At 66.7% G+C, this 13,472-nt stretch carries 12 protein-coding genes; 6 read left to right on the plus strand and 6 right to left on the minus strand.

What is annotated here, in order from left to right; genetic code table 11:
• Window positions 1–84: 84 nt before the first annotated feature.
• The 6 genes from U741_RS0106045 to U741_RS0106070 all read left to right on the plus strand — a co-directional run bounded on the left by U741_RS0106045 (window position 85) and on the right by U741_RS0106070 (window position 6,479).
• Window positions 85–528, plus strand: coding sequence for a DUF4124 domain-containing protein (locus U741_RS0106045; protein ID WP_029889586.1), 444 nt, complete (start codon window positions 85–87; stop codon window positions 526–528).
• The gene (locus U741_RS0106050) at window positions 525–989 is read left to right on the plus strand and encodes a DUF4124 domain-containing protein (RefSeq protein ID WP_029889587.1); all 465 of its coding nucleotides are present in this window, start codon (window positions 525–527) and stop codon (window positions 987–989) included. The genes U741_RS0106045 and U741_RS0106050 overlap by 4 nt, the downstream gene beginning before the upstream one ends.
• Entirely contained in the window at window positions 982–2,841 is a 1,860-nt protein-coding gene (locus U741_RS0106055; RefSeq protein WP_029889588.1) for a uroporphyrinogen-III C-methyltransferase, read from the plus strand. The genes U741_RS0106050 and U741_RS0106055 overlap by 8 nt, the downstream gene beginning before the upstream one ends.
• Window positions 2,838–4,022: a heme biosynthesis HemY N-terminal domain-containing protein gene (locus U741_RS0106060; protein WP_029889589.1), complete on the plus strand. Its 1,185-nt coding sequence runs from the start codon at window positions 2,838–2,840 to the stop codon at window positions 4,020–4,022. The genes U741_RS0106055 and U741_RS0106060 overlap by 4 nt, the downstream gene beginning before the upstream one ends.
• 121 nt (window positions 4,023–4,143) lie before the next feature.
• A complete protein-coding gene (gene argS, locus U741_RS0106065; protein ID WP_029889590.1) occupies window positions 4,144–5,916 on the plus strand; it encodes an arginine--tRNA ligase in 1,773 nt (590 codons plus the stop codon).
• Window positions 5,916–6,479, plus strand: a complete 564-nt coding sequence (locus U741_RS0106070) for an SPOR domain-containing protein (protein WP_029889591.1) — start codon at window positions 5,916–5,918, stop codon at window positions 6,477–6,479. Before argS ends, U741_RS0106070 begins: the two co-directional genes overlap by 1 nt.
• Before the next feature lie 9 nt (window positions 6,480–6,488).
• Here U741_RS0106070 and U741_RS0106075 read toward each other — a convergent pair whose 3' ends face one another.
• The 6 genes from U741_RS0106075 to U741_RS0106100 form a co-directional block, all read right to left on the minus strand.
• On the minus strand, window positions 6,489–7,193 hold the full coding sequence (locus tag U741_RS0106075) for a hypothetical protein (RefSeq protein WP_029889592.1): 705 nt from the start codon (window positions 7,191–7,193) through the stop codon (window positions 6,489–6,491).
• A 69-nt stretch (window positions 7,194–7,262) separates the two neighbouring features.
• A complete protein-coding gene (locus U741_RS0106080) occupies window positions 7,263–8,429 on the minus strand; it encodes a hypothetical protein (RefSeq protein WP_152551509.1) in 1,167 nt (388 codons plus the stop codon).
• Window positions 8,399–9,232, minus strand: coding sequence for a M90 family metallopeptidase (locus tag U741_RS0106085; protein WP_052378545.1), 834 nt, complete (start codon window positions 9,230–9,232; stop codon window positions 8,399–8,401). Before U741_RS0106085 ends, U741_RS0106080 begins: the two co-directional genes overlap by 31 nt.
• Window positions 9,233–9,238: 6 nt before the next feature.
• Window positions 9,239–11,434 (minus strand): DNA helicase II, encoded by a 2,196-nt coding sequence (gene uvrD, locus U741_RS0106090; RefSeq protein WP_029889595.1) that lies wholly within the window; start codon window positions 11,432–11,434, stop codon window positions 9,239–9,241.
• A gap of 9 nt (window positions 11,435–11,443) precedes the next feature.
• On the minus strand, window positions 11,444–12,346 hold the full coding sequence (locus U741_RS0106095) for a LysR family transcriptional regulator (protein ID WP_043110208.1): 903 nt from the start codon (window positions 12,344–12,346) through the stop codon (window positions 11,444–11,446).
• A gap of 42 nt (window positions 12,347–12,388) precedes the next feature.
• A complete protein-coding gene (locus U741_RS0106100) occupies window positions 12,389–13,354 on the minus strand; it encodes a DUF3187 family protein (protein WP_029889597.1) in 966 nt (321 codons plus the stop codon).
• Between the last annotated feature and the right edge of the window lie 118 nt (window positions 13,355–13,472).

Below are 13,472 nucleotides of genomic sequence, written 5' to 3' on the forward strand. Positions count from 1 at the left end.
AGCGGCCCACATCACACGGTCGACGCGGGCCTCTTGCGCGCCGCTCAATTTCCGCCGAGGTCGGTGAACGGCTATCCTCAAGGCATGTCGATTTCGGTCATGGGTTTCGGGCTGGGCGGGCGCCGCTGCGGGGCGCTGATGCTGTTGTGCGTGCTGCCGCTGTCGGCGGTCTCGGCGGATGCGGCGATTTACCGTTGGGTGGATGCGCAGGGCCGCGTCCATTACGGCGATGCCACGACCGCGCCGCGCAGCGCTGAAGCGGTGCCGCGCCGCGGCGCCGACGCGCCTGCGGGCGCGGCGTCAGCCGTTGACCCGACCGAACTGCCGGTCACCGAGCTGCCGCCCACCGAGCAAAGTTGCGAGCAGGCGCAGGCGCAGTACGACGCCTACCGGGGGGCTAACCAGATTGTTGAAACCGACAGCCTGGGCGTGGAGCGAACGATGGATGGCGCGCAACGCGAGCAACTGCTGGCCCGCGCCGAGATGCGCGTGAGCCGGGCCTGTGGCGATGCCGCAGTCACCCCATGACGGTGCGCTGGCTTGTGCTGGTGCTCGCCGCAATGGGCATCACGCCGGCTGCGGTTGCGTCGGCCGTCTACAAATGGGTGGACCAGGCCGGACAGGTGCACTACGACGACACGCGCGTGGCCGACGGCCAGCGACTGACGCGCGAACTGCTGGCAACGCGGGTGGTCGCGCCGGCCGCCGACAAGGGTTTGACGGTGCCCGCCGAGTGGGTCGACCTGTTTGCCCGTCAATGCGACCGCGCCGGCTCACGCATCCAGACGTTGCGGATGGCCACGGCGGTATACGGGCTGTCGCCTCGCGGTCACGAGTTTCGCTACACCGACCAGCAGGTTCGGCTGATGATCGTCGAGGCCCGTGCCGAGGCGGCGCAGCACTGTCCCGCCAACGCCGCGCGCGATGCCTATCGCGACGCGCTGGCCGCCGCCCGGCTGCGACTCGCACACGAGACCGCGCATGAGTAAGGCCGACGACTCGCCGCTGAAGGGCCGGCGCATCATCAATACCCGCCCGGCGGGCCAGGGCGACAGCCTGATGGCGGCGCTGGCGCGCGACGGCGCCGACCCGGTCGCGCTGCCGATGCTGCGTATCGAGACGATGCTCCGCGACGAGGCCTTGTCGCAGGCCATCGCGGCGCACGCTGACGCCGCGCTGTGGGTGTTCACCAGCGTCAATGCCGTGGCACCTTTTGCCGATTTGCCGCAGCCGATTCGCTGGCCGCCCAGGGTCGCGGCCATTGGCCGGACCACGGCCGCCAAACTGGGCGCGCTGGGCGTCAACGCCTGGACGCCGGCCGACGGCAGTCGCTCCGAAGACCTGTTAACCGATCCCCGCCTGGGCGATGTCAGCGGCGTCCAAATCACCCTGATCGGCGGTGAAGGGGGACGTGGCCTGCTCGCCGACACCCTGCGTGAACGCGGCGCCCGTGTCGACACCGTTGCGGTGTATCGGCGGGTGGCCGAAACCCCGGCGGCGTCAGCTTTGACGAGCGCACTGCAAAGCGCCGAGGTGGTGCTGTTCACCAGCGCCGAGGCCATGAGCGCCTGGCACGCGTCGATGCGCGCCGCCGACCGTCCATTGGACGGACCCGATGCCCCGCGATGGCTGGTCATCAGTCCGCGTCTCGCCGATCATGCAAAGTCTTTAGGCTATTCCGATGTGCCGCTGATGGCGGCAGGCCCCTTTGATGCCGACCTGATTGCGGCGCTTCACTCTCATTTTGGTGCTGTCTCTTCCATGTCCGAACCCTCGTCAAAGCCTGCTGAGCCCCAGTCCGTGCCTGCTGCCCCCGCGCCTGCGGCGGCGGCAAAACCTTCGCCGGCGGCGACTGCGCCTCGCCGAGGCGGTCGCGGTGCCGGCGTGGCCATTTTTCTCGCCTTGCTGGCGGTACTGATCAGCGCCGCCGGGGTGGCCGCCGGCTACTGGGCGTGGATGGAGCTCGACACCGCCCGCACCCTGCTGGTCAACGACAGCGAGCGGACCCAGCGCATGGCCGACGATGTCGTGCGGCAGCAGCGCGAGGCGGTCGAGCTTGCCCAACAGGTCGGTGACCAGACGGCGGCGTTGCAGCTGCGCATGGAGGGTTACGACGAGGCCTTCGGCCAGCTCAAGGACAGCATCGACCTGGGGCGCTCGCAGATCACCCTGACCACGGTCGAGCAATTGTTGCTGCTGGCCAACGAGCGCCTGCAACTGGCCTCGGACATTCAGGGTGCTGACGCCGCGCTTGAGCGTGCCGACGACCGTTTGCAACAGTTGGCCGATCCGCGCGTGCACGGTGTACGCGAAGCCATTTCCCGCGAGCGGACGGCGCTGGCGGCGCTGCCACGATTCGACCGCGAAGGGGTTGCGCTGGCGGTGTCGAGTCTCATTGAGCAGATCGACGCGTTGCCGCTTGCGCCCAGCGTCCGCGAAGCCCCCGAGATGGACCTCGCCGCCGTCGACCTGGACGGTGAGCGGCCGATGCTGGACCGGCTGACCGACATCCTCGGCCAACTGTTCGTGCTGCGGCGTGAAGGCGGTGAAACCATCGGTGCGCTGCCGGAATCGGCCGCCGCCTCGACCCTGATGCTGCTGCACATCAAACTCGAAAATGCCCGCGCTGCGTGGCTTGCCGGCGACGTCGCCGAGTTCATCCGCATCCTTGGTTCGGCGCAGCAATGGCTGGCACGGCACTTTGCGGTTGACCAGCCGGCGGTGGCGGCGTTCGAGGCCGAGTTGCAACGCTTGCAGCGGCAGCCCGAGATGGTCGAGATGCCGGACGTCACCCGCAGCCTGACGCTGCTGCGTGCCCAGCTTGAGCCGGGGGCGCAATGATCATGCTGGTGATGTTGTTGCTGGCGGCGCTGGCGGTGGGCGCGGTCGCCGCCTACCTTTTGGGTGTCGATGCTGGCTACGTGCTGTTCACCTGGCAGGGCTGGGTACTGGAAAGCACGCTGGCCGGCTTTGCCGTGCTGCTGTTCGCGGTCTGGCTGACGCTGTGGCTGCTCAGCCGAATCACCGGCGGTGCGCTGCAACTGCCGTCGTCGTTGCGCGGCTGGTTTCATGAGCGGCGCACCAGCAAAGCCCAGCAGAATTTCGTCCGGGGTCTGCGCGAGCTGGTGACCGGCGAGCCGCGCGTCGCCGAGCAATCGCTGCTGCGCGGCATTGCCGACCATGAGGCGCCGGACCTGAGCTATGTGGCCGCCGCCCGCGCAGCGCAGATCCAGGGCGCCTATGACCGCCGCGATGCCTACCTGGATCGCGCGATGGCCTTGGAGAATCCGCCGTTGGAATCGGTGATGGCCGAGCGTATTCGCCTGCTCGTGGCCTCCGGGGAGCCGCAACGTGCGCTTGATGCGGCGCGTCACTTTCACGGCCAGAACCCGAAAAGCCGGGTTGCGTTGCTGTTGCTCGCCGAGTCGCTGGCACGCGTCGGTGAGCATCGCGAGCTCTATGCCTTGATGGCCGGTCCGGGCAAGGTGCTGACGCTCGACAGCCGCTTTCCGCTCACCGTCAAGGCTTTCACCATGTTGCTGAGCCGCGCGGCCGCGGCCGGTGAACTGGCCGTCGTGAAATCGCTATGGGACGAGGCCAAATCGGAGATCTGTGCCGATCCCGGCGTACAGCGCGCCTATGCGCTGGCGCTGGCCCGGCTGAACGCCGAAAGCGATGCGGTGGCGGTGATCAACCGCGCCCTCAAAGCCCGCTGGGACGCCGAGTTGGTGCGCTGCTTTGGCGCGCTGGAGAACATCGACCCGGTCGGCCAACTGGCCAGCATCGAACAATGGCTGCAGCGCTACGGCGAAGAAACCGAGCTGCTGATCGCTGCCGGGCTGACCTGCGCGCGCAATCGACTGTGGGGCAAAGCTGGCAGTTACCTCGAAGCGGCTGCTGCCTCACATGGCACGCCGACGGTTTACTGGCACCTTGGGCAGCTTGCCGAGCGCAACCAAAAAGTCGACGAGGCCTTGGCGCATTACCGTCGGGGTCTTGAGATGGCGGCCAAAGGCCCCTGATCGGCGGCGTCGAACGACCGCCAGGCCGGGTTGCTGATCGCCGGCCGCGCTGCCAACTGGCGCACGGTCTGCGTTGGGCAGCCGGGTACAATGCGCCCCCGTCCTCACGTGTCGCAGGTCCATGAAGGCTCACCTCGGTAATTTGCTCGAATCGGCGCTGGTTTCGGTGACCGCCGGGCGGTCTCTTGAGGTCGTGCCGACGCCCCAGGTTGAGGCCACCAAAGACCCGCGGTTCGGCGATTTCCAGACCAACCTCGCCCTGATGCTCGCCAAGCCCATGGGCTTGCCGCCGCGCAAAGTGGCCGAGGCACTGGTCAGCGCATTGCCGACTTCAGAGCGGGTGACGAAGGTTGACATTGCCGGCCCGGGCTTCATCAATTTTCACTTGGCACCTGGCGCCTTTCAGGCCGTCGTTGCCGAGATCCTGGCGGCGGACGGTCGCTACGGTCGCGATGACAGCGGTGCCCGCGGCCGCATCATGGTCGAGTTCGTGTCGGCCAACCCCACCGGGCCCATGCACGTTGGGCACGGCCGCAATGCTGCCTATGGCGACACCGTTGCCAATCTGCTTGCAGCCGCCGGCTGGTCGGTGTGGCGCGAATACTACATCAACGACGCCGGCCGTCAGACCGATGTGCTGACGGTCAGCGTGTGGCTGCGCTATCTGCAGCGCTGCGGTGTCGCGCTGGCGTTTCCGCAGCGCGCGTATCCGGCGGACTACATCCGCGTCACGGCCGACCGTCTGTTTGACGAGGTCGGCGCCGAGGCGTTTCGGGTGGCAGGAATCGACGGACTGCCGGTCGAGGAATCGGTCACCGAGGGTGCCGACGACGCCGAGAAGAACCGCGTCAAGCTGGCGCAGGAAGCGCACGTTGACCGCTGGATCACCCTCGGGCGACAGGGGCTGGGCGCCGATTACGAGCGGATCAAGCAGGCCGCGCTGGCCGATCAGCTGGCGACGATCCGCGCCACGCTTGAATCGTTTTCGGTGCGCTTCGATCAGTGGACCAGCGAGGCCGACCTGGTCGCGCGTGGCGCGGTGCAGATCGCACTGGCACGGCTGGCCGAGCAGGGGCTGACCTACGAAAAAGACGGCGCGTTGTGGATGCGCTCCGAGAGCTTCGGCGACGAAAAAGACCGGGTGTTGATCAAGGCGGACGGCGCCGCCACTTATTACTGCAACGATCTGGCTTACCACGTCGACAAACTCGATCGTGACTGGCCACGCCTGCTCGACGTTTGGGGCGCCGACCATCACGGCTACATCCTTCGGGTGCGGGCGGCCATCGAGGCGCTCACCGGCCGCAAGGACGCCCTCGACGTGCAGCTGATCCAGTTCGTGACGCTGTCGTCAGGACGGATGGGCAAGCGCAGCGGCAACTTTGTGACCCTGCAGGACTTGATTGACGAGGCCGGCGCCGACGCCACGCGGTTCTTCTACCTGATGCGCGGGCATGAGCAGCACCTCGAGTTCGACGTTGATCTGGCGAAAAGCCGGTCCACCGACAACCCGGTTTACTACGTGCAGTACGCGCACGCACGGCTGTGCAGCGTGTTTGCCCAGGCGGCTGAATCGGGTGCCGGTTACGACCGCGCCATCGGCCTGCAACACCTCGCACGGCTCGACAATGAGCACGAGAAGCGGCTGCTGACGGCCCTTGCGCGCTTCCCCGAGGTGATTGCCTCAGCGGCGCAAGACCTGGCCCCGCACCGGATGGCGTTTTACCTCAAGGACGAGCTGGCCGACGCATTCCACAGTTACTACAACGCGCACAAGTTTCTGATCGACGACGCCGGTTTGCAGGCGGCGCGGCTGACCTTGTGCGATGCCACACGGGCAGTCCTGGCCAGTGGCCTTGCGCTGCTCGGCGTCAGCGCACCGGAGCGCATGTAATGGCCAGTGCCTACGGTAACCGTCCGCCCAATCGCCGCCCGTCACCGGCCCGGCGCAACGACATGCCCGGCTGGGTCTGGGGTTTGGTGGGGTTGACCATCGGTCTGGGTATTGCGGCCTATGTCTACATCACCCGGCCGGTAGACCCGATGCCGGTGGTCGCCACGCCGCGCACTAGCGAACCCGCGCCTGATGTCTCCCCGACCCCGTCACCGCGGCAGTTTTCGTTTTACGAATTGCTACCGAAACAACCTGAAGTCATGGTCGACCCGCGGCCCATTGATCGGCCTGCTGCCGACGCGCCGGTGCCTGCGCCGACTGCGGCGAGCACCGAGTACTGGGTGCAGGTCGCGGCGTATCGCAACCAGGACGACGCCGAGCGCCAGAAGGCGGCGCTGGCGCTGCTGGGCGAGGAAGCGCTGGTCGAGAAGGTCACCATCGACGGTCGCGAAACCTTTTACCGCGTGCGACTCGGGCCGGTGACAGGGCTGGAGACGGCGCAGGCCCTCTCCAACTCGGTCAACCGTAACGGCTTTGATTCGATGGTGGTGAAGGTGCAGTAGCGCGGATCGTTACAGCACGTTGAAGCGCAGGCCGATGCGCGCCTCACTCAGGTCGGTCTGCAGATTGGTGCCGGTGTTGTTGCTGCGACCCTGCTGATAGCGGTACTCGCCGAAGACCTGAATGCGCGAGTGCACCGGGACGTCGATGCGTGCGGTGCCGATGAAGCCGCGCCCAAACTCGGCCTCGCCATCGTCGCTGTCCTCAAGCAGATCAAGGTCCTGGTAGCCGACCTCGATTGAACCGAGCAGACGGGGATGAAACGCGCCGGCGATGCCGACCAGTGCAGTCAGCCCAATGGCGTCACGCTTTTCGTTGGCGACCAACAGGTTTGCGGCGTCACGCTCGCGGTTGCGCAGGTCGCTGTGCACCACTTCGAAACGGGAATAGAAGGCGCTGCGGTTGATCACCCCCAGGCCGACGCGAATCTGCTGGTAGCGCGCCTCGGATGTGAAGTCTTCGCCTTCGACCTGAAAGCCGCTTTTGGCGTCGCGCACGTTGGCCAACTCGGCCGAGAAGAACATCGGGTTGTTGACCGGCCAGGCGACCACCCGCAGACCTTCGCCTTTGCCGTCGTCGAGCTTGAGCTTGCTGTTGCTGTCGCGGTCTTCGATGCGCACCGAGGCATCGGCGGTGTAGTAGGCGTCCACGCTCAGATCAAACGCGTGGGCCGCAGGAACCAGCAGGCCAAGTCCCAACAGGACGGGTAAGCGCATGGGGTGATCTCGAACGGAGGTGGTCTGAACGCTTGAGTCTATCGAACTTCCGGTGTGGATCCCCGTCGGTCAAAACCCCCAGCCCCCTCGGTGAAAGACCGCCGCGAAGCGCAATTCCAACAGCAGCCCGAGCATCATCAGAGCCCCCAGTGCCGCCGCCGCAAGCAGGATGTCGTGGCGGAAGCCCGCGCGGGCGAGCGGGCGGTTGAGGCGCAGCCCGATCCAGTCGAGGATCGGCAAGGCCACCAACGGCCAGAGCACCAGGTTGTACCGCACCACCGAACGCCAGAAGCCCTGGTTATGCGACATCAGCACAATGGCGATCAGGCTGAGCGCCAGCACCCCGTGGCGTCGCCATGCCAGCCAGCCCGCAGTGAGCGCCAGCAGCAGTAACTGCGCCATCGGCACGGCGTTGAGTTGCAACCACTGAAGAAACGGAACGGTGCTTTCAACCGGTGGTGCGGGCAGCAGCCCGTTGCTGGCGCGCCGTAAACCATCGAGCACATGTCCGTCGGGCATCAGAAATTGCGACTGCACGGCAATAAAGTGGAAGGCGTTCCCCGTGGTCTGATGGTTGAGCCACAGAAACACGCCGAAGCCCGGCAGCAATGCCAGGGTTTGCCAGCGGCGCAGCAACAACAGCACCAGCAGCGCCAGCCCGGTCATGCGCACCAGCGGCAGCGCAAGTAACACCGCAATCAGCAGCAGCTGTTCGCTGCGGGTGAGCGCCGGCGCGGTCAGCCAGTACCAGGCGCTGAACAGCAGCGCGCAGAACAGCAGGTCCGAGTAGGGCGCCAAAGCGAAGTAGGTCGCAGGGCCGCACAGCCAGAAGGCAAACACCCAAGTGCCGGGCACACCGAAATCGCGCTTGACCATGGCGGCCAGCACGCTGCCGGCCATCACCAGCGACACCAGGCTGATGACGCTGCCGGCGCCGAAAAACGACAACGGCAGGACGTTCGACAGCGCGCCGCTCAGCCACGCGAAGCCGGGCGGGAAGGCGGTCAGCGCCGGGTCTGCGCCGTAGCCCTGTTGCCAGATGCGCAGGTAGAGATGGGCGTCCCAGCGGCCCCAGCCCTCGACCCACGGAGTGATCGCGCCGCCGCCGGTGACGGCGTACAGCAGCATCACCCACGCAGCCGTCATCGCCAGAATGGACCAAAGATCAGCCGGTGCAGCCGCCAGGCCTCGCCTTGCCTCGGCGATCACGGCGCCACCAGCACCTCGGTACGCCATGTCACCCTCTGTGTCGACAGCCCAAAGGTGTCAGACAGCAGCGCGTACAGCTCGGGGTGATGCTGGGCCAGTTCGGCGCCGCGCTGAAAATAGGCTTCGATCACCACGCCGAAGAATTCCTCGGGCGATTCTTTGCCGTAGGCGTCGAGCACCTTGGGACGACGGTGGCGCAGCAGGCGGTCGTACTCGGCCTGCATGACCTTCGCCCAGCGCTCGGCTTCGCGCCACGGCGGCGCGCCGCTGGCGTCTGCCGATTCGTCATCAAGCTGGTGCGCGAATTCATGGACGAGCACGTTGACTGCGTCACCCATCAGCGCCGCCTCGACGTCGGCCCACGAGACGATCACCCGCTCGCCGCTCCAGCTCTCGCCGATCTGCTCGACCGGGTCGTCAGGCACCAGTCCGTATTCGTCGGGCTCGGTCTGCGGCACCAGGAACGGCTGCGGATAGACCAGCACGGTTCGCAGCCGCGGGTAGGGGCGGCCTGGCGGCGCCTTGACGCACAGCAGGCAGGCGTAGCCGGCAATCGTCAGGCGCACGTCGGCATTGACCCAGAAGCCCTGGCAGCCCGCGATGGTGACGTGCTGCCAGAAGGTTTCGACATCGGCATGCCAGCGCAGCCGTTGGGCGTCATCGATGCAGGCGGCGTGCGGCAGTTTCGCCAGCCGTGCTTTCCAGTCCTCCGGCATCGGCACCTCGCCGCGCCGGTTGCTGGTCGGACGCAGGGCAAACAGCGGGCCGAGGATCAGGGCGATGGCAAAAATCGCGATCAGCCAGCCATAGTCGAGCAGGTCATCGGGCATCAGTGTTCATCCCGCAGGGTGGAGTTTGGCGTAGGCCAGCATCAGCCACTTGGCGCCATCGCGTTTGAAGTTGACCTCGACACGCGCACCGGGACCTTCGCCGTCGAAGTTGAGTACCGTGCCCTCGCCGAACTTGCTGTGGGTCACGCGCAGGCCGATGTGCAGACCGTGCGCCGCATCGGGCTTGACGGCCGCGCCGCCGCGCAGCAGTTGCGGGCCGCCGCGCATCGGCGACGGGGCATGCAGTACGCCGGCGCGGGGCCGGGTCTCGGCGATGAATTGTGGGTCAATCTCGCGCAGAAACTGCGATGGCACGCAGCTTTGCTGCACGCCGTGAATGCGCCGCGAACCGGAGTGGGTGAGGTAAAGCTGCTCGCGTGCGCGGGTAATGCCGACATAGCACAGCCGCCGTTCCTCTTCGAGATGACCCTCGTCGATGGTGCGCTGGCTGGGGAACAGGCCCTGCTCAAGCCCGACCAGAAACACCACCGGAAACTCCAGCCCTTTGGCGGCGTGCAGGGTCATCAGTTGCACGCAGTCTTCACCGGGACCGGACTGGCGCTCACCCGCCTCCAGCGCCGCGTGGGTCAGGAACGCGGTGAGCGGGTCAAGCTCGACCTCTTCGCCGGGCAGTGGTTCGAAACCACGCGTGGCGTTGATCAACTCGTCGAGGTTTTCACGACGGCCTTCGCCCTGTTCGCTGCGGTCCTTGTCGAAGTGGGCGCGCAGTCCAGATTCACGGATCACCGTCTCGGTGAGTTCGCCCAGGGTCTGGCCATGGGTCTTGGCGGCGATCCCATCGACCAGCGCCAGCAACTCACCCAAGGCCTTCGCAGTGCGCCCCAGGGTCGCTGGCGTGGCGTTGCTGGCCGCCTGCCAAAGCGACATTTCGCCGTCGCGCGCGGCGACTCGCAACTTGTCGAGTGAGGTGGCGCCGATGCCGCGCGGCGGCGCGCCGACGGCACGTTCGAAACTGACATCGTCATCGCGGTTGTGCAGCAGCCGCAGCCACGCCATCACGTCCTTGATTTCGGCACGCTCGAAGAAGCGCAGGCCGCCGTAGATGCGGTACTGGGTGCCGGAGCGAATCAGCGCCTCTTCCATGACCCGTGACTGGGCGCTGGTGCGGTAAAGAATGGCGTGCTGGCTCAGTGGCCGGCCCGCGTTCAGTCCGTCGCGAACCCGGTGCACGACGAACTCGGCTTCGTCGAGGTCGGTGAACGCCTCGTAGCGCTGGATCGCCTCACCGTCGTTGCCCGCCGTCCACAGCTCCTTGCCGAGTCGCCCCTGGTTACGCGCTATCAGGCTGTTGGCGGCGCCGAGAATTGTCGCCGTGGAGCGGTAATTCTGCTCCAGCCGCAGCACATCGCAATTGGGCAACTCGCGGGTGAGTTGCAGCATGTGCTCTACGCGGGCACCGCGCCACGAGTAGATCGACTGATCGTCATCCCCGACGGCAAACAAGATCCCGGTGTCACCGGCCAGGGTGCGCAGCCACTGGTATTGAAGGTGGTTGGTGTCCTGAAATTCGTCGACCAGAATGTGGCGAAAGCGGCGCCGATAATGCGCCTGGATGGCGGCGTTGTCGCGGCACAGCTCGTAGGCGCGCAGCAGCAGTTCGGCGAAATCGACCAGGCCGCTCTGATCACACTGTGCCTGGTAGGCCTCGTAAATGCGCTTGTAGGTGTGGGCAATAAAGTCCGGCGACTCGGGCAAGTGTTCGGCGCGCTGGCCGTCTTCCTTGCGCGCATTGATATAGCTTGCCACCGCACGCGGCGGCCACTGGTCGTCGGCCAGGTCAAGGTTTTTCAGCAGGCGCTTGACCAGTCGCAACTGGTCGTCGGCATCGAGGATCTGGAAGTTCTGTGGCAGGCCCGCGTCCTTGTAGTGCAGGCGCAGCATGCGATGGGCGATGCCGTGAAAAGTGCCGACCCACAGGCTGCTGACCGGCACCCGCAGCAGTTGCTCCAGCCGTCCGCGCATCTCGGCGGCGGCCTTGTTGGTGAACGTGACCGCCAGCACCGACTGCGGCGACAGGCCCTCGATGGCCACCAGCCACGCCAGTCGATGGGTGAGCACGCGTGTCTTGCCTGAACCAGCCCCGGCCAGCACCAGCCGGTGGGCTTGCGGCGCGCTGACGGCCGATTGCTGTGCGGGGTTGAGCTCCCCGAGTAACAGGGTGCGGGCGTCGTCGGGGGTCATGCGCCGAGTTTACCCCGCGCGTGGTGCCAGCCGGCCGTCGCGGAAGATGGCGTCGCGAAACCAGCCCAGTGCACGGCCCATCTCGCCGCTGCGCCAGGCGATGTGCAGTTGCGCGGGTGGGCGTTCGCCCTCGACCTCGCGCGTCACCAGTTGCCCTGCCGCCAGGTAGGGCGCCGCAAGGTGCAGCGGCAGGTAACCGACCCCGAGGCCGGCGACCTGTGCCAACAGTTTGGCGTTGAGGGTCGGCACGATCAGCATCGGCTGCCCGGGCTGTACGCCGCCCGAGCGGGTCGGCAGACGCCGTGACGAGTCGGCGGCGACCACCGCGCGAAATTCGCTGATGCGCGCAAAGCTCAGCGGACCGGCATCTTCGGCAAGTGGATGATCGGGCGCGATGGCAAACACGAATTCGGCCTGCCCCAGCCTTTTGGTGCCGGCGCTGAAGCCCGGCGGCGGCTCGTCGGGCGCACCGACGGCGAGGTCGGCGCGGCGGTCGACCAGGGCGTCCCAGGTGCCGCCGAACACTTCGCGGGTCAACTCGATCTGGGTGCCGGTGCGCAGCAGGTCGAACTGTTGGATCACCGGGTAGAGCGCCTCCAGCGGAATGATTTCATCGATGGCGATCACCAGTCGCGGCTCCCAGCCCTGACCGGCCTGACGAATACGGCGCTCGAGCGCATCGGCCTGCTGCAGCAGCGCGCGTCCCTGGGTGAGCAGCGTCTGTCCAACCGGCGTCAACACGGCGCGATGGCCGCTGCGGTCAAACAGCTCGACACCGAGTTGCTCTTCCAGCTTGCGCACCGTGTAGGTGACGGCTGACGGCACGCGGAACAATGCATCGGCCGCCTTGGCGAAACTGCCGTGGGTGGCAATCGCGTCCAGCGTGTGCAGTGCGTCGAGATCGATTTTCATGGCGGGCCCGGGTGAGGTGACACCCAAGTTTAGGGGTGTGACTCAGCCACCCGGATGAAAGCGGATGCCCAGATGGAGGCTGAAATCGGGGCTGGCATTGACGATCAGGTCTTCCTGGAACGCGAGGTCGGCGCTCCATTCGGGCGAGAAGCGCCAGCGCGCGGCCAGGGCCAGTTGCAGGCCCGGATCGCCAATGTCGCTGGCGACGTCCTCGTACAGGGCGGTGTGTGCATAGAGCTGGCCGAGCAGGCTCAGGTCGCGCCACAGGTTCCAGTCCAGCCCGCCGCTGGCGAAGCCGGTGACCGGGCGCTGCAGGTCGGCGAGCATGCCGCGCGTTTCCTGCAGGGTGCCGCCGCCGCTGACAAAGCCACCCCAGCGGCCGTCACCGAAACGCCAGCTTTCTTCCAGCCACAGCGCGCCGCCCCAACTGCCGCCGGTGAGCGCGTCGGCGCGGCCGGTGGGTACCGACAGTTGTGCATGAACCTGCCGGGCGGCGCCCAGTGATCGGCTGAGCCGCAGCCGCACATCACCGGGCTCGGTGACGCCACGGTCGCGGGCAAAGCGTGTGTCGCCATTCTGGGTGAGTGCGAAGCGGTAGCGGTCTTGCTCGAACTGTTCGCGTTGGCCATTGGGCAGGCCAAACCACTCATGCCAGTTTTCGATCCAGTTATCGAGCAGGCCACCCCCGCTGTTGAGCAGCGACAGGTCGGCGCCCACCGCCCAACCGTCGCCGATGCCGCGCCGCCAGCGCAGGGTGGTGTTGAGGGTTTCGCCGTCGAGCAGCACGGTCTCGGTGCCGACCGTGTCGGTGTAGAACTCGTTGGTCAGGTCAGCGGTGAGTGCCCAGTGGTTGCGGCCGGCGGCCGGCAGCGCCCCTTCGCCGACCACCGGCAATGGCGCGAAGCGGCTCAGCGAGGCTTCGTTGCGGGTCATGACCGATTGGGCATGTCCGTGCAGGCTCAGCGCGAGGCCGGTCAGCAGGGCGAGGGTGCGACAGAAAAGCGTCATAACGCAGGCGTCGTGTGCAGGCGGGAAACGCAGACTAACCCAGCGACGGTACAGGCCGTGATAGCGGCAGATTGGCGCCGTCATAGGCAATGGCAAATCGTCCACCGCGGCCTGCGGT

The organism is Polycyclovorans algicola TG408 (assembly GCF_000711245.1).
In the GTDB taxonomy this organism is placed as follows: domain Bacteria; phylum Pseudomonadota; class Gammaproteobacteria; order Nevskiales; family Nevskiaceae; genus Polycyclovorans; species Polycyclovorans algicola.

Excerpts from the sequence above, each read along its gene's own strand:
- U741_RS0106045 (WP_029889586.1), top strand. The coding sequence starts at position 85 with ATGTCGATTTCGGTCATGGGTTTCGGGCTGGGCGGGCGCCGCTGCGGG.
- U741_RS0106050 (WP_029889587.1), top strand. The coding sequence starts at position 525 with ATGACGGTGCGCTGGCTTGTGCTGGTGCTCGCCGCAATGGGCATCACG.
- U741_RS0106055 (WP_029889588.1), top strand. The coding sequence starts at position 982 with ATGAGTAAGGCCGACGACTCGCCGCTGAAGGGCCGGCGCATCATCAAT.
- U741_RS0106060 (WP_029889589.1), top strand. The coding sequence starts at position 2,838 with ATGATCATGCTGGTGATGTTGTTGCTGGCGGCGCTGGCGGTGGGCGCG.
- argS (WP_029889590.1), top strand. The coding sequence starts at position 4,144 with ATGAAGGCTCACCTCGGTAATTTGCTCGAATCGGCGCTGGTTTCGGTG.
- U741_RS0106070 (WP_029889591.1), top strand. The coding sequence starts at position 5,916 with ATGGCCAGTGCCTACGGTAACCGTCCGCCCAATCGCCGCCCGTCACCG.
- U741_RS0106075 (WP_029889592.1), bottom strand. The coding sequence starts at position 7,193 with ATGCGCTTACCCGTCCTGTTGGGACTTGGCCTGCTGGTTCCTGCGGCC.
- U741_RS0106080 (WP_152551509.1), bottom strand. The coding sequence starts at position 8,429 with ATGGCGTACCGAGGTGCTGGTGGCGCCGTGATCGCCGAGGCAAGGCGA.
- U741_RS0106085 (WP_052378545.1), bottom strand. The coding sequence starts at position 9,232 with ATGCCCGATGACCTGCTCGACTATGGCTGGCTGATCGCGATTTTTGCC.
- uvrD (WP_029889595.1), bottom strand. The coding sequence starts at position 11,434 with ATGACCCCCGACGACGCCCGCACCCTGTTACTCGGGGAGCTCAACCCC.
- U741_RS0106095 (WP_043110208.1), bottom strand. The coding sequence starts at position 12,346 with ATGAAAATCGATCTCGACGCACTGCACACGCTGGACGCGATTGCCACC.
- U741_RS0106100 (WP_029889597.1), bottom strand. The coding sequence starts at position 13,354 with ATGACGCTTTTCTGTCGCACCCTCGCCCTGCTGACCGGCCTCGCGCTG.